The organism is Arthrobacter gallicola (assembly GCF_014836775.1).
GTDB classification, from domain to species: domain Bacteria; phylum Actinomycetota; class Actinomycetes; order Actinomycetales; family Micrococcaceae; genus Arthrobacter_B; species Arthrobacter_B gallicola.
In genome coordinates, this window is sequence record NZ_JACSQD010000006.1 from 202,957 (window position 1) to 221,180 (window position 18,224).

Consider the following 18,224-nt stretch of genomic DNA (forward strand, 5'->3'; position numbering starts at 1 on the left):
AGCATTCCAGGGGCCGCTGCTTTGAGTTTGCCGCGTTCACGTCTCAGTAAAGCGGGGTTTTCCCAGATGGCACTCAGGCTTTCGCCCCCACACCGAACCGCATCAGGTCCTTCCCCACGATCAGGTTTCCGCTGTAGCCTTTCCGGGCTTCCTCCCAGCGGCTGTCGGGGTTATTTCCCGGCACCAGATGGGACAGAACGAGGTTTTTCGCTCCGGCAGGCTCTGCGACGTCCCGCCCCACCTGCTCAATGGTCGTGTGGGAAATCAGAAGATGTTCCTTGACCGCCGGTGCAATCTCTGGCGGCAGCACGGCGGCCAGATCCTCAGCAAATTGCGGGTCGATGACTTCGTGGACCAAGTAATCGCAGCCTTGGGCAAGGTCTATGAGGTTGGCACTGACCCCGGTGTCCCCGGAAATGACCACTGAACCATCCGGGGTGTCAAAGCGGTAGGCAAAGGCCGGCGCTGTCGGGCGGTGATCCACCAGCGTCGCAGTGATCTTCACATCATCGTCTTCCCACACTTCGATCGGTGCTGTCAGCCGCGGCGGAACGCCTTCCGGATCTACCGTCCACAGAGAAGAGATGTCCAGGTCCTGGACATTGAACGTGGCATCCGGGCTCTCGAAGTTGCTGTCGCGTGCCCGATCATTGAAATCTGCAGCGAAAGCCTGGCGCAGGTAGGAAGTCATTCCCGAAATACCCGGCGTAGGGTCGTCCGGGTTGAAAACCGGCGGCTCCGCCCGGTTGGGTGGAAAGACCCGCACGAGACTTCCGCGGTCGCCCGGACCGAAAACTTCAATGGGTCCGTCAATCGTCCGGCCGACGGAATTCATACCTGCCGTGGCATAGACAGCCGGCCATTCAACGATGTGGTCGCTGTGCAGATGCGTGAAAAAGATTCCCCGAATCCTGGCCATCGAAGTACCGCCAAAGCCCTCCCCGCCAAGCCCTGCCCGTATGAGATTCATGTGCGACCCGTGCCCTAGGTCGACCAGATAAACCCGGTCCTCGTATGTAACTGCTGTTGCAACGCCGAACCGTTCGTCGGTCAGAACGGTGGGACCTCCCGCTGTTCCCAGCAGGACAAGACTGGTCCGGGTGTTCCCGCCACCTCCGTCCGAAGCAGACGCACTCGTCTGGCTGCTGTTCGCTTCCGGTGTTGAACATCCCGCCAGCGCAAGGCCGCTGAGCGCTGCCATCGCTCCGGCACCGCTGAGGAAGCGCCGCCTCGAGGCTTCCGGAACTTGGTTCAGGGCTTTTCCTACAACATCGCACATTGTGTAACTCTCTTCCCGCATCCGCAGGCCGCTTTCGGGCAGCACTATCTGGGTGCCTCGGGTGTGGACATCGGCGTCCAGCACGGCCCATCGGGTCAAGTATGCGATGAGCCGCAGCTGCAGAACGCGGAAGATTCATATACCCCATATCCACCACGGTGATACCGCGCCAACCCAGCCGGGTATCAACGGCATGGATAGCAACTATCCCAATTACTCGCTTCCCCAAATATTCAGTCCACCTCAGAGTGGAGGCAGCGTGATGTGAATCACAGCACTCGCCGCACCCTTTGACTGTCAATGGAGACCTGATGAGAAGCAGAACTTCGAGCACCAAGGCCCGGGGCGCCCTCTGCGCCCTGTTTATTGCCAGCCTTGCACTGGCATCCTGTAGCTCCTCCCCCGCGGACACCCCCAGCCCGGAAGCCTCCGCCTCGTCGGGTACGGCTTCGGCGGCAGCGTCCGCTCCCGCAGGCGGCACCGAAGCCCTCGCCGCAGCATACGAAGGCATCGTCGGAGCCCCGCCCACCGAGTCTGTGGCGGTTCCCGAAGGCCTCTCGGCCTGGGTCGTCTCCTGCGGACAGTCCCAGGTCACCTGTTCCACTCCGGCCCAGGGCGCCGCAGATGCCGCCGAAGCCATCGGCTGGGAGAGCAACATCTGCGACGGCCAGCTCAACCCCAATGGCTGGGCCAACTGCATCCGTCAGGGTGTCGCCGCCAACGCAGATGTCATCTTCGTGATCGGTCAGGACTGCTCCAGCTTCCAGGGTCCGCTCGAGGAAGCCCGCACAGCCGGAATCACCACCGTTGGTGTCGGAGCCAACGACTGCGACGTCGACGGCGGCGAGCCGCTGTTCACCGGCATCACCAAGCAGCTCGAGGGCATGGATAACGAGCAGTGGTGGAACACGCTCGGCGGGCTGCAGGCCGATTGGCTGATCGGACAGACTGACGGCGACCTGAAGCTGCTGGAAGTCACCTTTGCCGACACCCGGTTCGGCCCCTGGATCAGTGACGGCCTGAACGCGGCACTCGAAGACTGCGAAACCTGTGAAGTGGTTGGCACCCTCCAGCTGAGCAACCAGGATACTGCCAGCGGCGCGATGGCACAGAAGCTCTCCACCGCACTCCTCCAGGCCCCGGATGCGAACGCCATTTCCGTTCCCTTGGACGGCTGGTTTATGGCCGGACTTTCCCAGGCAATCGTCTCCTCCCAGCGCTCTGACGACCTCGCCGTCGTCGGCGCCTTCGGCCAGCGCAGCAACCTGGATCTGATTGCCGCCGGCCAGGGCCAGGACGCCTCGGTGGCCTTCAGCCTGGAATGGAACGGCTGGTCGGGCGTGGATACCGCCCTGCGCCTGCTGGCTGACCAGGAAATCCTGCCGTCCGGCGTCGGAATGCAGGCAATCGATGCGAAGACGAACATGCCGGCAGACGGCGCCGCATTCGCCTACAACCCGGTCATCGACTTCAAGCAGGCCTACCTGGAGGCATGGGGCAAGTAGTGAGCGCAACAAACAAGTTCCGTCCTCCCGTGTCCGCGGCTTCCGCGGGCACGGGAGGTGCGCGGACCCCACAGACGGCAGCCGCTCTGGCGGCGCAGGGAATCACCAAAACCTTCGCCGGTGCACCGGCCCTGGCCGGAGTGGACCTGACCGTGGAACGCGGCAGCATCCACGCCCTCCTGGGCGGCAACGGCTCCGGCAAATCCACCCTGATCAAGTGCCTCGCCGGGGTTTACCAGGCCGACGCCGGAACCATATCCGTGCACGGGGAAAGCGTTCCCGCACGCCAGATGACTCCGCGCCGGGCCCGCGAAGCCGGACTGCGCTTTGTCCACCAGGACCTTGCGGTGTTCGATTCGCTGACCGTCGCCGAGAACTTTGCGCTGGATTCCGGCTTCCCCACGAACCCGGTTCAGGGCATCCGTTGGCGGGAACTGCGCAGCCGTGCGGATGAACTCCTGGATTTCTACGGCATTTCGGCGCGGGCCAGTGATCCTTTGGGATCCCTCCGCCCGAGCCAGAAAACCATGGTTGCCGTGGCCCGCGCCCTGGCGGATCAGCGGGACAGCGAATTTATTCTGCTGCTGGACGAGCCAACGGCGTCGCTGCCGGAGGACGAGTCCCGGGAGCTGATGGCGGCCCTGCGCACCAGGGCAGATCTTGGCCAGACGATCGTTCTGGTGACGCACCGCTTCGGTGAGATAGCCGAAGTCGCTGACGACGTGACGGTGTTCCGGGACGGCTCCGTCGCGGGGCTGGGGCCGGTGGCAGAAATGACCACGCCTGTCATCATCTCGATGATGTCCGGGACCGATCCTTCGCGCCCGCCCGCTCCCGGCACCCCTGCGGCCGGCACCGATACCCGCCCGGCGGCGCCGCCGTCGTCGTCCGATGCCACCGGCGCCCCCGTGTTTACGGGCAGCAACCTGACCCGGCATCCGCTGGCGGGAGTGGACCTGACCGTGGAATCGGGGGAAATCGTGGGGCTGGCCGGGCTGGCAGGTTCGGGACGTTCCACTGTGCTCCGCGCCATTTTCGGCGACACCTCCCTCACCTCCGGCAGCATGACCCTGGACGGCTCACCGCACACCCCGTCCTCACCGGCGGACGCCATCCGCTCCGGAATCGCCTTTGTGCCGGAAGACCGCCACCGCGACGCCGCGTTCCTGGACCTTGCGGTGCGGGAGAATGCGTCCGCCACCGTGATCGGGCGGTATTGGCGCAGGCTCGTTATGAACCTGCGGCTGGAACGGTCCGACACCGAGCATCTCATCACCGAGCACTCCGTCCGGACGGACGGACCGGAAGCTCCGATCGGCCGTTTGTCCGGCGGCAACCAGCAAAAGGTGATCCTCGCCCGCTGGCTGCGCCGGAACCCCAGGCTGCTCCTGCTGGATGAGCCGACCCAGGGGGTGGATGTGATGTCGCGGCAGGACATCTACCGCACCCTGCGCGGCCTGACCGGGCAGGGCTGCGGAATTCTGGTGGCTTCCAGCGACCTGGATGAACTCGTCGAACTCTGCGACCGCGTGCTGGTCCTGGTTGATGGCCGGATCACCGCAGAGTTCAGCCCCGATCAAGCCGGGCGCGGCGAACTGGCAACGGCCGTGATGTCCGCAGCCCCTGCCCGCCCTGCCCCTCACGAAGGATCTCAAAACTGATGGACGCCACCCACACGCCCCCGGCCCAGTCCCCCGAAACCCGGCAGGTCCCACACCCCGGTGCTGCGGAAAATTCCCGTCCCGCACCGGACCGGCGCAGGTCAGCCCGCACCCCGCTGGGCTCGCAGCTTGAACGGTTCGCCCTGCCCCTGCTGCTGGTCCTGATCATCGTGTTCTTCGGTGTCTTTCCGGCCAGTTCCGCCCTGTTCCTCAGCACAGCCAACGTCTCGGTGGTCCTGGCCAACCAGTCCGTGGTGACGCTGGTCGCCGTCGCCCTGATCTTTCCCCTGGTAGCCGGTCACTTCGACTTCTCCGTGGGCGGCATCGCCGTGATGAGCAGCGTGGTCACTGCCGCCGCGATGGCACATTTTTCGCTTCCACTGTGGCTTTCCTGCCTGCTGGGGGTGGCCGCCGCCGCGGTGGTGGGCGCCGTCAACGGACTGCTGGTTGCCCGGTTCAAAATGAACGCGTTTGTCTCCACCCTGGGCATGGCTACGCTGCTGGGCGGACTCATCCAGTGGTACACGGGCGGACTGGCGATTATTGGTGTCGATCCGGCCTTCACCACCTTCGGCAGCAGCACCTGGCTGGGCCTGCCCCGGGTGGTGTTCGTCGTCGCGGTTTTGGTGTTCCTGGCCTGGTACCTGCTCACCCACACCCCCTTCGGCCGCTCGCTGTACGCCATTGGCTCCAACAACCGCGCGGCAGTGCTGGTGGGCCTGCCGCTGCGCCGGTACACCCAGACCGCCTTCATCCTTTCCGGAACATTGGCCGGACTAGCGGGAGTAATTCTGGCGGCACGCACCGGCGGCGCCAACGCGGACAACGGCACCTACCTGCTGTTCCCCGCACTGGCTGCCGTCTTCCTGGGCGCGACGGCGATCCTGCCCGGCCGCTTCAACGTGGTCGGCACCGTCTTCGGGGTGCTGTTTGTGGCCGTCAGCGTCAGCGGACTGACCCTGAGCGGCGCGGCGAACTGGGTGGACCAGGTGTTCAACGGCGCGGCGCTGCTCGTCGCCGTCGGGCTCTCCAGCTACCTTGGCCGGCGCAGGTCCGGGCAGGGAACGTAACTGGCTGCCCGGATCAGTCCGGTCCCGCCCACCGGCGCAACACTGGAGGAACCCGGCAGCTGCTCACCTAAGCTGGCAGACATGAAGTCCATCGATCTGAACCTGCTGCCGACACTTCAGATCCTGCTCCGGCTGCGCAACGTTTCCCGGACCGCGGAACATCTGCAGCTCAGCCAGCCGGCTACCAGTGCTGCGCTCTCGCGGCTACGCCGGTATTTCGACGACGAGCTGCTGGTCCGCTCCGGCAGGCACTACGAGCTGACGCCGCTGGCCCAGGACCTGGTTCCCCTGGTGGATGAGGCGCTGCTGAGCCTGGACCGGGTCACCGGCATCCGGAACCGGTTCGAACCGGCAACCAGCGACCGGGAATTCGTCATCGCCGCCTCGGACTATGTTGCCGCCATGGTGGCCGAGCCGCTGCGCCGGGTCCTGCAGCTTGAGGCGCCGGGGGTCAGCGTGGACATCATCCCCACCTCCATGGTGCGGGTGGACCAGTCCGACTTCACCCGCTGGGATCTGATTGTGGGCCCCACCGGGTACTCCTTTCCCGGCAGCAAAAAAGCAGTGTTCCGCGACAGTTTTGTGGCGGTGGTTGATTCCGGCAACCCGGTCCTGGACCGGGACCCGCTGCACGCAGCGGATCTGGGCGGACTGCCGCACGCGGTGGGCTACTTCGGGGAGTCCATCAAAACCCCGGCGGACCTCTTCTGGGAAACCCTGGGGATCGAGCGGAAGGTCGCCGCGCATGTCTCCGGACTGCTGGCGCTGCCGCTGCTGGTCGAGGGGACGGACCTGGTGGCTCTGCTGCCCAAAATGCTTGCCCTGAAAGCGCAGCGCGGAGCGAACATCTCCCTGATCGAGTTCCCGGTGGAATCCGAACCAGTGCTGGTCGAAGCCATGTTCTGGCATCCCAGCCGCACCGAAGATCCAGCCAACCTGTGGCTCCGTTCGGTGGTCCAGCGGGCCTGCGCGCAGCTGCACGAAAACCTGGCAATCTCCCACCGGGACAGGTCAGTCATTCGTTCCGCGACTATCGACGGCGTCGATACCCGGTAGATCAAAAACGGCGTTCACCGGATGCCTGAGTGCTGGCAGAGTTGCGCACATGACCGATTTTCTGCGTTCCGGCAGACCGGAACGCCGTGGCCGCCTGACCGGTAAAACCGCCATCATCACCGGTACCGGCAGCGGTCAGGGCCGCGCCGCGGCTCTGGCCTTCGCCGCGGAAGGCGCCGTCGTTATCGGCTGCGATATTGACGCCGACGGCGCCGAAGAGACCGTCCGGCAGGTGCACCAGGCAGGCGGCCGGATGAGCAGCACCCACCCGGTGGACCTCACCAGCGAGGACGCCGTGGCCGCCTGGGCCGCGCAGGTCTCCACGGAGCACCCGGCCGTGGATATTCTCTACGCCAATGCGGCGGCCACCCGGTTCGCACCGGTCGAGGATCTCACGTTCGCCGACTGGAAATGGAACGTTGCCCACGAGATGGATGTGGTGTTCCTTCCGGTCAAATACTTCTGGAGGAACCTTGCGTCCTCCGGGAATGCCGCGGTTGTCCTGGTCGGCTCCACCGCAGGAGTCACCGGGTCCGTGACCAACGGCCGGTTGGCGCACACCGCCACCAAGGGCGCCGTCGTCGCCATTACCAAACAGCTTGCGGCGGAAGGCGCACCGCTGGGCATCCGGGTCAACACCGTCAGCCCCGGCATGATCCGCACGCCCGCCACCGAGGGGGACCTGCTCAGTGCAGACCACCCGATGAACGCGATCGCCGGGCACATTCCGCTGGGCCGCATCGGCTCCCCGGAGGAGGTTGCCAGCTGTGCGCTGTTTCTCGCCTCGGATGAGGCCTCCTACGTCACCGGGGTAAACCTGATGGTGGACGGCGGCTGGTCGGCAGTGCTGCCCGGCTGACGCCGGGCGGCTTTCCATTAAAAGAGAGGGTTTCAAGGATGAAACCAGCGTTTCCGCGCACCGATAGCGCGCGGCCTGAATTTACCAGGGGCTGGCCGGCCTTGCTGTTCGCTACCGTGGGAGCAGGTGTCGGGTTCAGCTGTCTGGGCTATATCCTCGGCCCGCTGGTGGTCCCGCTGCAGGAGGAGTTCGGCTGGGGCCGCGGAGAGATCACCCAAACCAGCCTGTGGAGTTCATTGGGCATGGCCGCTGCCCTCCCGCTGCTGGGCCGGCTCCTGGACCGCTACGGCGTCCGGCGGATTGCCTGGATCTCGCTGCCCCTCTTCGCCGCAGTGCTGTTCCTGCTCAGCCGGTTCGATTCGACGCTGCTGCTCTTCCTGACGCTCTACGCGCTGGCCGGAATCATCGGCGTCGGAACCTCGGCAGTGACCTACTCCAAGGCAGTAGTGGAGCGTTTCCATAAGCACCGCGGACTGGCTTTGGGCATCATGGCAACCGGGCTGGGGGCCGCGGGGCTGCTCCTGCCGCCCCTCATGGGAACCGTGATCGCAGCCTACGGCTGGCGCGGCGCTTACCTCACCATGAGCGTCCTGGCCCTCGCGCCGCTGCTCATCCTGGCGGTTATCCGGCTCACCCCCTCCGACGCCGGTTCCACCCCGTCGGCCGTTTCCGCTGGTCACCTGCCAGGGCTCAGCCGCGGTCAGGCGCTGCGCAACCGGGAATTCTGGACGCTGATCGCCGCGTTTTTCGTTCTCGGGTGGGCGCTGCTGACCATGGTGCCGCACTTCGTGCCGATGCTCATCGACAACGGCGTCGCCCCGGTGCAGGCAGCACTGCTGTCCTCACTCATCGGCGTGGGAACGGTTATCGGCCGGCCCATTGTTGGCTGGCTCCTGGACCGGTTCTATGCCACTTATGTAGCAGTGCCGCTCTTCCTGGCAGCAGCAGCCGGGTGCCTGCTGCTCCTCTTCGGCGGTGCCGGGTTCGCTCCCCTGACTGCTGTGCTGATTGGAATCGGCTTTGGCGCGGAAATCGATTTGATGTCCTATCTCAGCTCCCGGTACTTCGGTCAACGGGACTTCGGGGCGCTCTACAGCTACGTCTACAGTGCCTTTATGATCGGCAGCGCCTTCGGGCCGGTTACGGCCGGCTACCTGTTCGATGCCCGGCAGTCCTACAACATTCCCCTGATCATTGCCGCAGCGTTCCTGGTGCTCGGATCAGCGGTACTGCTGACGCTGCCGCGGTTTGACCGCGTTCCGGACGGCGGCACCGTCGCCGGGCGCGAGGATCAGGCAGCAGTGGCCAGCGGTTCATAGAACAGATTCGAAAAGCGTGGGCCCGCCCCTCTTTGGGACGGGCCCACGCTTTTCGGGTTTCCCGGTTACGCCGGGCGGCTGGGGTTCAGCGACCCTCTACCAGTTCAGCGCAGCGCGTCCGAGATGGACTTCGCGCCGCCATGGGAGGTCTGGCCGCCGTCGACCGGTATTTCAGCTCCGGTGACATAAGAGGAGAGCGGGCTGAGCAGGAAGGCGACCACGCTGGCCACCTCGTCCGGCTGCCCGGTCCGGCCCAGCGGAGTTTCGGCCAAGTTTGCTTCCCGGAACGCCGGTTTGGCACTGGCAGTCATGGGCGTTTCGATGAAGCCGGGGTGGACCATGTTCACCCGGATGCCGCGCGCCCCCAGCTCCCCCGCTGCCACCTTGGACACTCCGCGAAGCGCCCATTTGCTGGCGGTGTAGGCCAGCGGATAGTGCGCGGTCAGGCCGGCGGCGGACCCCACGTTAACAATTGAGCTGCCGCTTTCCATCAGCGGTGCCAGCGCCTGGATTCCCAGCAGCGCTCCGGCCACGTTGACGTCGTAAACCCGGTGCAGATCCGCCGGGGACAGTTCCCCCAGCCGTTTGCGTTCGGTGATGCCCGCGTTATTCACCAGGCCGTCCACCCGGCCGTACTTCTCCCGCAGGTGCCCGGCGAGCGCCGCCCACCCGCCCTCGTCGGCCACATCCAGCTGGTGGTAGTCCAGTGTGCCGGGTCCCGGTGAGGGTGCGGCGGCCAGCCCGGCAGCCAGGTCGGTGGCCACCACCTGCGCACCGCAGGCAGAAAGCAGCCGCACGGCAGCTGCACCCTGCCCCTGCGCCGCACCGGTAACAACCACAACCCGGCCGTCCAGGCCGAAAGGGTTGGCCCGGACGGCCGGATGCAGCGGGTCGGATGGGTTCACTGACCAGCCACCGCGGCGGCGTAGTTCCGCTGCAGCCGCGGCCGGGGGCGGGCCCGGACCAGCGTCTGGGCCTCACGGCGGGCGCCGATGGTGTTGGTGATGCTGCCGATTCCCTCCACTGTCATGGTGACGGTATCGCCGGTCTGCAGCGGCGGCGGGGTCTGCGCGCCGTTGCGTCCCCACAACTCGGCCAGGCAGCCGCTGCCGCAGGTGCCGGAACCCAGGACGTCGCCCGGGACCACGCGCGAGTCCTGCGAGGCGTAGGCCACCAGCTCGGCAAACGGCCAGCCCATGTTGGAAAGCAGGTCCTCCCCGATCCGGACTCCATTGACCTCCACCCTCATCCCCAGGCCCAGGAACCCCTCGGCGTCGTGCCGGTCCTCGAATTCGTCTGCCGTCACGATCCACGGGCCCAGCGTGCCGGCAAAGTCCTTGCCCTTGCACGGGCCCAGGCTGACCTTCATTTCGCGGCGCTGCAGGTCACGGGCGGACCAGTCGTTAAAGATGGTGTACCCGAAGATGTGCCGGTGTGCTTCCTCCACGGTGAGGTTGCTGCCGGAGCTTCCCGGCACGTGGCCGATGACGGCCGCCACCTCAGTCTCGAAGTCCAGCTGGCTGCAGCCGGCGGGGATGGGAATGTCCTCGCCCGTGGCCCGGATGGTGTGCGGGTTGGTGAAGTAGAAGGTGGGCGCCTGGTACCACTCCTCCACTACCCCGGCTGCACCATCGATGCTGATCCGCATGCCCTCCACATGCTCTTCGAACGCCACGAAATCGCGGAGAGTGCCGGGAACCAACGGCGCCAGCAGCACGACGGCGGAAAGCGGCTTGGGTGCAAGGGCACCTCCAGCCGCGCTGGCCACGCCCGCGACGGTGCGCTCGGCGATCCGCAGGGTTTCCTCCAGCCCGGCGGCCAGCAGATCGTTGGTCGTCTGCCCGTCAGGAAGCGGGTATGCACGGTCCCCGTGGATAAAGCCGGAGCGGACCTCGCCGTCGTCATTCCAGCGTGCAATCTTGACCATGGTGATTCCTTTCCTTCCCGGCTCAGGAAGCCGGGGTGTGTTCAGCGGCCAGTCCGGCGCGGATGCCGAGGGCAGCGGCGTTGCCGGCGAGGATGAGGTGCTCGTCCTCACCGGTCAGGCCGGCAGCACGGACTTCACCCACCGGGTCTTCCGTGCCCATATCGAACGGGTAGTCGGAGCCGAGCAAAACCCGGCCGGCCCCTGCGGTCTCCGCCAGTACCCGGAGTTCCGCGGGGCTGTGAATGAGCGAATCGAACCAGATCTTCCGCAGGTAGGACGACGGCGGTGCGGCGCATCCGCGCGCTTCCGGACGGACCTTCCAGGCCCGGTCGGAGCGCCCCAGCGTGGTGGGCAGGTAACCGCCGCCATGGGCGGCAATCAGTTTGAGCCCGGGGTACCGGTCCAGGACCCCGGCGAAAATCAGGTGGGACAGTGCCACCGCGTTTTCCGCCGGCTGGGCCACGGTGTTGGAAAGGTAGAACCGGTCCAGCCGTTCATCGAGCGAGCATCCGAAGGGATGCAGGAAAACAAGCGCCCCAAGTTCTTCGGCACGGGCCCAGAACGGCTCCAGCCGTGGGTCCGAGAGTTCCACCGTTCCGGCATTCGGTCCGGTATCCGTTCCGGTGCCGGAACTGCCCGGGGCGTAGGAACCCAGTCCCACACCCAGCAGCCCGCACTCCAGCACCGCGTGCTCCAGCGCAGCCACCATCAGGTCCGGGTGCTGCAGGGGAACCAGTCCCAACCCTGCCAGCCGGTCTGGAGCGGCAGCCACCAGTTCCTGCACGGCCGTATTGGCACGGCGGGCGATGTCCGCTGCGAGCTCCGGTTCGGCAAAGTAGTAATAGTGGGACGGCGACGGCGAGACCAGCTGCACGTCAACGCCGGCAGCATCCATGTCCGCCAGCCGGCGGGAAAGATCCACCAGCTGCGGCCAGCGCTGCTTGATCATGGCGCCGGAGGCCGCGAGTGACTCCGGGCCCTGGCGGCGGGCATCAAGTGCCTGCGCGGCGGCAAATTCCTCCGGCGCGGACTCGGCAGCGTACTGTGCCAGCGCGGGCAGCAGAACGTGCGCATGAACGTCAACCACCGGGGACTGAGACGCTGACTGAGACTGAGACGTTGGCTGAGACTGAGGCACGGGAGCAGACTGAGTATCGGTCATGCCGGAGAGCTCACAGTGGCGGCAACCTTGCCCATCAGACCCGGTACATCGGCGTCCCGGATCTGCCCGTCCAGCATCCACTGGCCCAGCTGGACCGAGCTTTCAACGACAACCCGGGCGCGTTCCAGCCGGCGTTCGGTGAACTCTTCCCACAGCGAGTCGTCCAGCCGCTCATGCTCCACCAGCAGTTCTGCGAGCACGGCACCGTCTTCCACGGCCATGGCAGCACCCTGGGCGATGGTGGGAGGGCAGCTGTGGGCGGCGTCGCCAATGATCACTGCCCGGCCGCGGTTCCACGGCCCATCCACAAAGTGCTTGGTGAACCGGGTGTAGTTGACCCGGGCGCTGTGGTCCAGGCTGGACTGAATCTCCTTCCACGGACCGCCGTAGGCCGCGGCAAGACCGGCCATAATGCGGGGGCCGTCTTCCACGCTGCGTTCCTGGGCATTTTCCACCAGGTAGGCGTACATGGTGTCCTGGCCGGTGGGACAGTAGCCGGCAATGAAGCAGGGGCCGCCGTACACCAGGTCCGTGCGGACCACGTCTGCGGGGCGCTCCACGAATGCCCGCCAGATACCCATCCCGGTGGGTTCCGGCGCCACGTCAATTCCAATGGCGGAGCGCACCACCGAGTGGAGTCCGTCCGCGCCGATCAGCAGGTCATAGCTGAGCCGGTCGCCGTCGTCGGTGATCACGGTGACCGAACCGCTGTCCTGCTCCACCCCCTTGACCGTCCGGCCGTAGCTGATCCGTGCTCCGGCGCTCTCGGCACGGCGCCGGAGTGCCTCGGCCAGGTCCGGGCGGTACATACCCAGCGTCGCGGGCAGGTCCGCACCGCCGGTGCGGGCATCATCCATTACCGCCAGTACCGTCCCGGCCGGGTCCGGGGCACGCAGGCCCAGCTCGCTGAAGGCGAAGCCCTTTGCCGCGATTTCATCCCAGATGCCGAGCTGCCGGAAGATCCGCAGGGCGTTCCCCTGCAAGGTGATGCCGGAACCCAGCGGGGAGGGACCATCCGCCTTTTCCAGGATTTCGACGTCGACGCCGGCATCAGCCAGCAGCGCGGCCGCCGTCAATCCTGCCGCGCCCGAGCCGACGATGCCTACCTTGCTCACAGCTGCCATGGTGCAAACTCCTTTGTTTTCAGTCCGGCGGATTATTTGACGGCAATGGGGTTGACCGGTGATCCGACTGCCCCGGTGATGGGCAGCGGTGCCGCGGTCAGCAGAAAGTCGTACTGCCCGTCAGCGGCGCAGGACGCCGCCAGCTCTTCCGGGTCCCACATTTCCCCGAGGAACAGCCCAAGGTTGGGGATGGCGATCTGGTGCAGCGGCTGGAATGCGGTGTCGAATTCGTTCGGCCGGACTTCGAAGCCCCATGTGTCAGTCGCGATCCCGGCAATTTCACTGCGGTGCAGCCAGGGCGCGGTGGTGAAGGAAAGCCCGGGTGCGGCTCCGCCGGCGTAGTCGCCCCAGCCTTCCCGCAGCGTACGGGCATACTGGCCGGTGCGCAGCACTATGACATCCCCGCGGCGGACCGCTGAGCTGGCTCCCTGTTTTTGAATCGTTGCCTCCAGGTGTTCGGCGGTGATCGCGAATCCGTCCGGCAGCTCGCCGTCGCCGTTGCCCAGTTCAGGTCCCAGCGCACGGCCGACGTCGAGCAGCACGCCCCGGGTCACGATCCGTGAGGCCGCGGTCTGGATGCCGGTGACCTGGTCTCCCTCGCTGGTTACCACCTGGCCGGCGCGGCGGCCGTTCCAGGCCTTGCCGCGGTCGAAGATGTGGCCCAGCCCGTCCCATTGGGTGGAGCACTGCAGCGGCATCGAGATGACGTCATCCGCGCCGCCAATGCCGTGCGGGAAACCCTGGTCGCCGAATTCCGCATCTGTGCCGGTATCGGTCATGGTGTGCACCGGGTTAGTACGGCGGCGCCAGCCCTTCTGCGGACCGTTGGTGTCAAAAGGCTGGGAGAGGGAAAAGCTCTGGCCGGAGCGGACCAGCCGGGCTGCCTCGACGCGCTTGGCCTCGTCGATGAAGTTCAGCGTGCCCAGCACGTCGTCCGGACCCCACCGGCCCCAGTTGTTGTGCGCGGCAGCCATGGCTTCGATGCTGGCCAGGGCGTTACCGCGCTGGATCACCGTCTCGCCGGCCTGGTCCTGGATTTCAGTCACTGGGCCACCTCGTCCTTGCAGCGGACCAGCTGCGTGCCGAGTCCGGTGATCTCGCCTTCCATCACGTCGCCGTCGCGGAGCAACCGGCCCCAGTGCGCGCCATTACCGGCCGGGCTGCCGGTCAGGATTAGGTCCCCGGGCAGCAGAGGCATCTGCTGCGAGGCGTGGGACACCAGCTGGGCGACGGTGAAGATCATGTCCGACGTCGACTCGTCCTGCATGGTTTCGCCGTTGAGCCGGAGGGTGACCTTCAGATCCTGCGGGTCCTCAACGAACTTCGCCGGCAGCACCAGCGGTCCGGTCGGCAGGAAGCCCGGGGCGTTTTTGGCCCGGAACCAGTCGCTGCCAATGGCGGGCATGTCCTTCCGGAAGACGAACTCCCGGGTGGTGATGTCATTGACCATCGTGTAACCGAAAACGTGGTCGAGGGCTTCCTCCGGGCTGACCCGGAAGGCGCGGCTGCCAATGACGGCGGCAACTTCCAGTTCCCAGTCGTGGCTCTTGCCGGAGGCGGGCAGGATCAGGTCCTCGGTGGCTGACGCCATGGCCGTCGGCAGCCCGATGAAGAAGTAGGGTGTGCCCTCGGCTGCCCGCTTGTCCATGATCTCGGCGGTCCGTTCGCGGATTTCCTCATCGGTTCCGCCGCCGTCGCGGTGCGCCACCGCCAGGTCGATCACGTGCTTGCGGTAGTTGGCGCCGGCCTGCAGGATCTGCTGCGGCCGCAGCGGGACCAGTACCTTCAGTTCCGCGAAATCGAGCCAGCCCGCCGCGGCGGTGCCGGCTTGTCCGGCCTCTCCCGCGAGTCGGTCCAGCTGAGGCTCAGCCGTGTCCCAGTGTTCAATGATGGTTTCGATGCTGACCGGTATGCTTCCGGGCAGGGCCAGGTTCTCCGCTGTCAGCGGCAGGACGCGGCCGCCGGTTTCCAGGCCGGTCAGGGACTCCCCGCTGGCGGGGTCGGCGAAGGTAATCAGTGCGTAGGTCATCGGATTAGCCCCGGCCCTGCTCGGCGTACGGGTTGAGCAGGGCCTGCTTCATTTCTTCCGAGGCACCCTCTTCGGTGGCGGTGAATCCTTCCGCGGCCGGGAAGGACTCGGTCATCGAGTGCGGCATGGCACCGTTGCGGTAGAAGTTGTTGGAGCCCTCGGACGGCTTCCAGGTCTTGGCTTCCCAGTCCGGCACGTAGTTGCGGTAGCCGCCGGAGTTCAGCTCAACCCGCAGGGTGCTCGGCTCACGGAAGTACAGGAAGTTCTGCTCGCCGATGCCGTGGATGGAGGGACCGTATTCCATCGGGGTGCCGTTTTCCATCATCACGTCAGCGGTCCGCAGCAGGTCTTCATGCGTATCAACCCAGAACGCGATGTGGTTGACGCGGCCGGCACGGTCCGAGGTGTCCAGGACAACCCCGAGGTCGTGCGACTTCTCGTTGGTGGTCAGCACGGAGAACACAGTGATCGGAGCCTCGTCCAGATCGGTGAATGCCATGATGCGGAAGCCCAGCGCCCGGTTGTACCAGTCGGCGAAGCCGCGCACGTCGCTGGTGGCCACGGTGACGTGGTCCAGGAAGCGGGGTGCCGCGGCATGGCTGCTGCGGCGTTCGGGGCGGTCTGGGTAGACGGATTCGAAGCCGGGTTCCGCCACGTACTTCTCCACCTCGTAGAACAGCTTCATCGAGTGTCCGTAGGGGCCGGTGAACTGGTAGGCCTTGCCGTGGGCGTGTCCGCCGGGGACCCATTCGCCCTGAACACCGGCAGCTTCAATGCTCGCCGCCGCGGCGTCGAGGGCCTCGGCGGAAGCGGTGCGCCAGGCCATGTTCGCCAGCGACGGTTCGTCCCCGTGGCGCACTACCAGGCTGTAACGGTAGTGATCACCCCAGCAGCGCAGGTAGGACGCGCCGTCAATGGAATCGACCAGCCGCATGCCGAATTTCTCCACGTAGAAACGGGTGGACGCTTCGACGTCGGGGGTGGTGATTTCCAGGTGTGCCAGGTGGGAGAGGAGTTTTTCCACGGTGGATGCTCGCCTTCGAGTAGTTGCCAAGTTGATCTGAGATAACTGTGGCGCGTGTCACCTATCCGGGGAAGGCGTATTTTTTGATGTCAGGTATTTGCGTAACCGATATCGGAGCTACTTCAGCAGCCTCGACATCCTGCGGTCCGCGAGCAGCTTCCCGTTGGTCTGGCAGGTCGGGCAGTACTGCAGTGAGGAGTCGGCAAAGGACACCTCCCGGACGGTGTCGCCGCAGACCGGGCAGAGTTCGCCGGTCCGGCCATGGACATTCATTGCCCGCCGTTTGGAATCCTTCAGCTCGGCAGCCGGGCGTCCGCTGGCGTTAGCCATGGCCGATTCCAGCACTGCCCCCATGGCTTCGAATAAGCGCTGGACTTCCTCCGGTTTCAGCTTGGCAGCATTGGCGAAGGGGGAAAGATGCGCAGCGTGCAGGATTTCGTCGCTGTAGGCGTTCCCGACGCCGGCGATCACCGACTGGTCCCGCAGCAGGCCCTTAATCTGGCCCCGGTGCGCGGCAACCAGCCCGGCGAAGGTGTCGAAGTCGACGTCGAACGCTTCCGGTCCCAGCCGGGCAATACCGGGCACCTCACCGGGCTCCTTGACCACGTACACGGCCAGGGATTTTTTGGTGCCCGCCTCGGTGAGATCGAAGCCGGGCTCGTCACCGCCGGGTTCCCGCGGTTCGAACCGCACGCGCAGCGCCATCCTGCCCTTGCCCGGCCGAAGCCGACCGGGTTTCAGTGCATCAGACCAGCGCAGCCAGCCCGCCTTGGCCAGGTGCATCACCAGGCACACTCCCCCAGCGGTGATGATCAGGAACTTTCCGCGGCGCTCGACGGCGGTCACCGGACCGGCTTTCAAAGCATCCAGCGGCACGCCGGCGGTTTTCAGGACCGAAAAGGACAGCACCTCGACGTCGGAAATGACCGCAGGCGGCGCATCCTCCGGGATCAGCTTGCTCCGCAGGAAGTCGGCGAGTCCCTGCACCTCGGGCATCTCAGGCATGGCTACACCCTAGACGCTGCGGTGGGCTCAGGGCAGGACCCGGGCTGGGATGCTAGGAGACCAGCCGTCCACGCCCGAGGCGATCTGCGGGATCTAAGCCCGGCTCGGGCTGACGGACTTCAGCCCATACCTCGTCGAGAGAGAGCCCCAGGACTTCGGCGAGCGCCGCGATGGTTGGGAAGGACGGCGTTGCCACGCGGCCGGATTCGATCTTCCGCAGCGTTTCCGGGGAGATCCCGGCGTCCAGGGCGGTTTCGAGCATCGTGCGCCCACCTCTGGCACGGCGCAGCAGGGCCCCTAAACGCTGTCCGCGCTGGACCTCTTCTGCTGTAAGCGGCAGTCTGACCATAGCGCCCACTCTACCGGGATAATATGGCCGGTATAGTTATTGGAAACCGGAAGGTACCGCATGATCGAAATCTTGAATCCAGCCGAAGTAGCCAAGGCACGCGTCACGGGCGCCCTGGTTGCTGACATCCTGCAGTCCCTCAAGCAGCGGGCGGTGGTCGGGACGAATCTCCTGGACATCGACGGCTGGGCTAAAGAGATGATTCACGACGCCGGCGCCACCTCCTGCTATGTCGACTATGAGCCGTCCTTCGGCCGGGGTCCGTTCGGCCACTACATCTGCACAGCCGTGAACGACGCCGTGCTCCACGGACTTCCCCATGACTACACCCTGGCCGACGGCGACCTGCTGTCCCTTGACCTCGCGGTCCTGAAGGGCGGCATCGCGGCGGACTCGGCCATCAGCTTCGTCGTGGGAGATTCCCAGCCGGCGGAGAGTCTCGCTTTGATCAGCGCGACCGAGCGTGCGCTGGCCGCGGGCATCGCTGCCGCCAAGCCGGGTGCCCGGATCGGCGATCTGTCCTACGCCATTGGGTCGGTCCTGGCCGAGGCGGGCTACCCCATCAACACCGAGTTCGGCGGGCACGGCATCGGCTCCACCATGCATCAGGACCCGCACGTACCGAACACCGGACGGCCCGGCCGGGGCTACGAGTTGCGCCCGGGACTGCTGCTCGCCCTGGAACCGTGGGTCATGGCGGATACCGCCACGCTCGCCATGGACCCGGATGGATGGACGCTCCGCAGCGCAACGGGTGCCCTCAGTGCGCACAGCGAGCACACGATCGCCATCACGGAGGACGGCGCGGAGATCCTCACCCTTCCGTCCCGGTAAACCGCTCCGGGAGATTTGGGG

The 18,224-nt window shown here is 66.0% G+C and carries 17 protein-coding genes; 7 read left to right on the forward strand and 10 right to left on the reverse strand.

What is annotated here, in order from left to right; translation table 11 throughout:
• Positions 1–73 precede the first annotated feature (73 nt).
• A complete protein-coding gene (locus H9639_RS13460; RefSeq protein WP_191808588.1) occupies positions 74–1,279 on the reverse strand; it encodes an MBL fold metallo-hydrolase in 1,206 nt (401 codons plus the stop codon).
• A 311-nt stretch (positions 1,280–1,590) separates the two neighbouring features.
• Here H9639_RS13460 and H9639_RS13465 point away from each other — a divergent pair, with 311 nt between their 5' ends.
• The 6 genes from H9639_RS13465 to H9639_RS13490 all read left to right on the forward strand — a co-directional run bounded on the left by H9639_RS13465 (position 1,591) and on the right by H9639_RS13490 (position 8,749).
• A complete protein-coding gene (locus H9639_RS13465; protein ID WP_191808589.1) occupies positions 1,591–2,784 on the forward strand; it encodes a substrate-binding domain-containing protein in 1,194 nt (397 codons plus the stop codon).
• Positions 2,784–4,445: a sugar ABC transporter ATP-binding protein gene (locus H9639_RS13470; protein WP_191808590.1), complete on the forward strand. Its 1,662-nt coding sequence runs from the start codon at positions 2,784–2,786 to the stop codon at positions 4,443–4,445. The genes H9639_RS13465 and H9639_RS13470 overlap by 1 nt, the downstream gene beginning before the upstream one ends.
• Entirely contained in the window at positions 4,445–5,515 is a 1,071-nt protein-coding gene (locus tag H9639_RS13475) for an ABC transporter permease (RefSeq protein ID WP_191808591.1), read from the forward strand. The genes H9639_RS13470 and H9639_RS13475 overlap by 1 nt, the downstream gene beginning before the upstream one ends.
• Positions 5,516–5,596: 81 nt before the next feature.
• Complete coding sequence (locus tag H9639_RS13480; protein ID WP_191808592.1) at positions 5,597–6,571, forward strand: LysR family transcriptional regulator; 975 nt, start codon at positions 5,597–5,599, stop codon at positions 6,569–6,571.
• A 49-nt stretch (positions 6,572–6,620) separates the two neighbouring features.
• Positions 6,621–7,430, forward strand: coding sequence for an SDR family NAD(P)-dependent oxidoreductase (locus tag H9639_RS13485; RefSeq protein ID WP_191808593.1), 810 nt, complete (start codon positions 6,621–6,623; stop codon positions 7,428–7,430).
• Between the two features lie 101 nt (positions 7,431–7,531).
• Positions 7,532–8,749 carry an MFS transporter gene (locus H9639_RS13490; protein ID WP_191808594.1) on the forward strand — a complete coding sequence of 406 codons (1,218 nt, stop codon included), beginning with the start codon at positions 7,532–7,534 and terminating at the stop codon, positions 8,747–8,749.
• 104 nt (positions 8,750–8,853) lie between these two features.
• Here H9639_RS13490 and H9639_RS13495 read toward each other — a convergent pair whose 3' ends face one another.
• The 9 genes from H9639_RS13495 to H9639_RS13535 all read right to left on the reverse strand — a co-directional run bounded on the left by H9639_RS13495 (position 8,854) and on the right by H9639_RS13535 (position 17,369).
• Complete coding sequence (locus H9639_RS13495) at positions 8,854–9,654, reverse strand: SDR family NAD(P)-dependent oxidoreductase (protein WP_318242091.1); 801 nt, start codon at positions 9,652–9,654, stop codon at positions 8,854–8,856.
• Positions 9,651–10,676: a fumarylacetoacetate hydrolase family protein gene (locus H9639_RS13500; RefSeq protein WP_191808595.1), complete on the reverse strand. Its 1,026-nt coding sequence runs from the start codon at positions 10,674–10,676 to the stop codon at positions 9,651–9,653. Before H9639_RS13500 ends, H9639_RS13495 begins: the two co-directional genes overlap by 4 nt.
• A gap of 22 nt (positions 10,677–10,698) precedes the next feature.
• Positions 10,699–11,763, reverse strand: a complete 1,065-nt coding sequence (locus H9639_RS13505) for an amidohydrolase family protein (protein WP_318242092.1) — start codon at positions 11,761–11,763, stop codon at positions 10,699–10,701.
• Positions 11,764–11,834: 71 nt separating this feature from the next.
• On the reverse strand, positions 11,835–12,962 hold the full coding sequence (locus H9639_RS13510) for an FAD-dependent monooxygenase (RefSeq protein WP_191808597.1): 1,128 nt from the start codon (positions 12,960–12,962) through the stop codon (positions 11,835–11,837).
• A gap of 32 nt (positions 12,963–12,994) precedes the next feature.
• Positions 12,995–13,936 (reverse strand): cyclase family protein, encoded by a 942-nt coding sequence (locus H9639_RS13515; protein ID WP_191808704.1) that lies wholly within the window; start codon positions 13,934–13,936, stop codon positions 12,995–12,997.
• A 68-nt stretch (positions 13,937–14,004) separates the two neighbouring features.
• Positions 14,005–14,991, reverse strand: coding sequence for a fumarylacetoacetate hydrolase family protein (locus H9639_RS13520; RefSeq protein WP_191808598.1), 987 nt, complete (start codon positions 14,989–14,991; stop codon positions 14,005–14,007).
• A gap of 4 nt (positions 14,992–14,995) precedes the next feature.
• Positions 14,996–16,015 carry a VOC family protein gene (locus H9639_RS13525; protein WP_191808599.1) on the reverse strand — a complete coding sequence of 340 codons (1,020 nt, stop codon included), beginning with the start codon at positions 16,013–16,015 and terminating at the stop codon, positions 14,996–14,998.
• 117 nt (positions 16,016–16,132) lie between these two features.
• Entirely contained in the window at positions 16,133–17,020 is an 888-nt protein-coding gene (locus tag H9639_RS13530) for a DNA-formamidopyrimidine glycosylase family protein (protein ID WP_191808600.1), read from the reverse strand.
• A 52-nt stretch (positions 17,021–17,072) separates the two neighbouring features.
• Positions 17,073–17,369 carry a helix-turn-helix domain-containing protein gene (locus tag H9639_RS13535; RefSeq protein ID WP_191808601.1) on the reverse strand — a complete coding sequence of 99 codons (297 nt, stop codon included), beginning with the start codon at positions 17,367–17,369 and terminating at the stop codon, positions 17,073–17,075.
• A gap of 60 nt (positions 17,370–17,429) precedes the next feature.
• Here H9639_RS13535 and map point away from each other — a divergent pair, with 60 nt between their 5' ends.
• Positions 17,430–18,203, forward strand: coding sequence for a type I methionyl aminopeptidase (gene map / locus H9639_RS13540; RefSeq protein WP_191808602.1), 774 nt, complete (start codon positions 17,430–17,432; stop codon positions 18,201–18,203).
• The last annotated feature ends 21 nt before the right edge of the window (positions 18,204–18,224 follow it).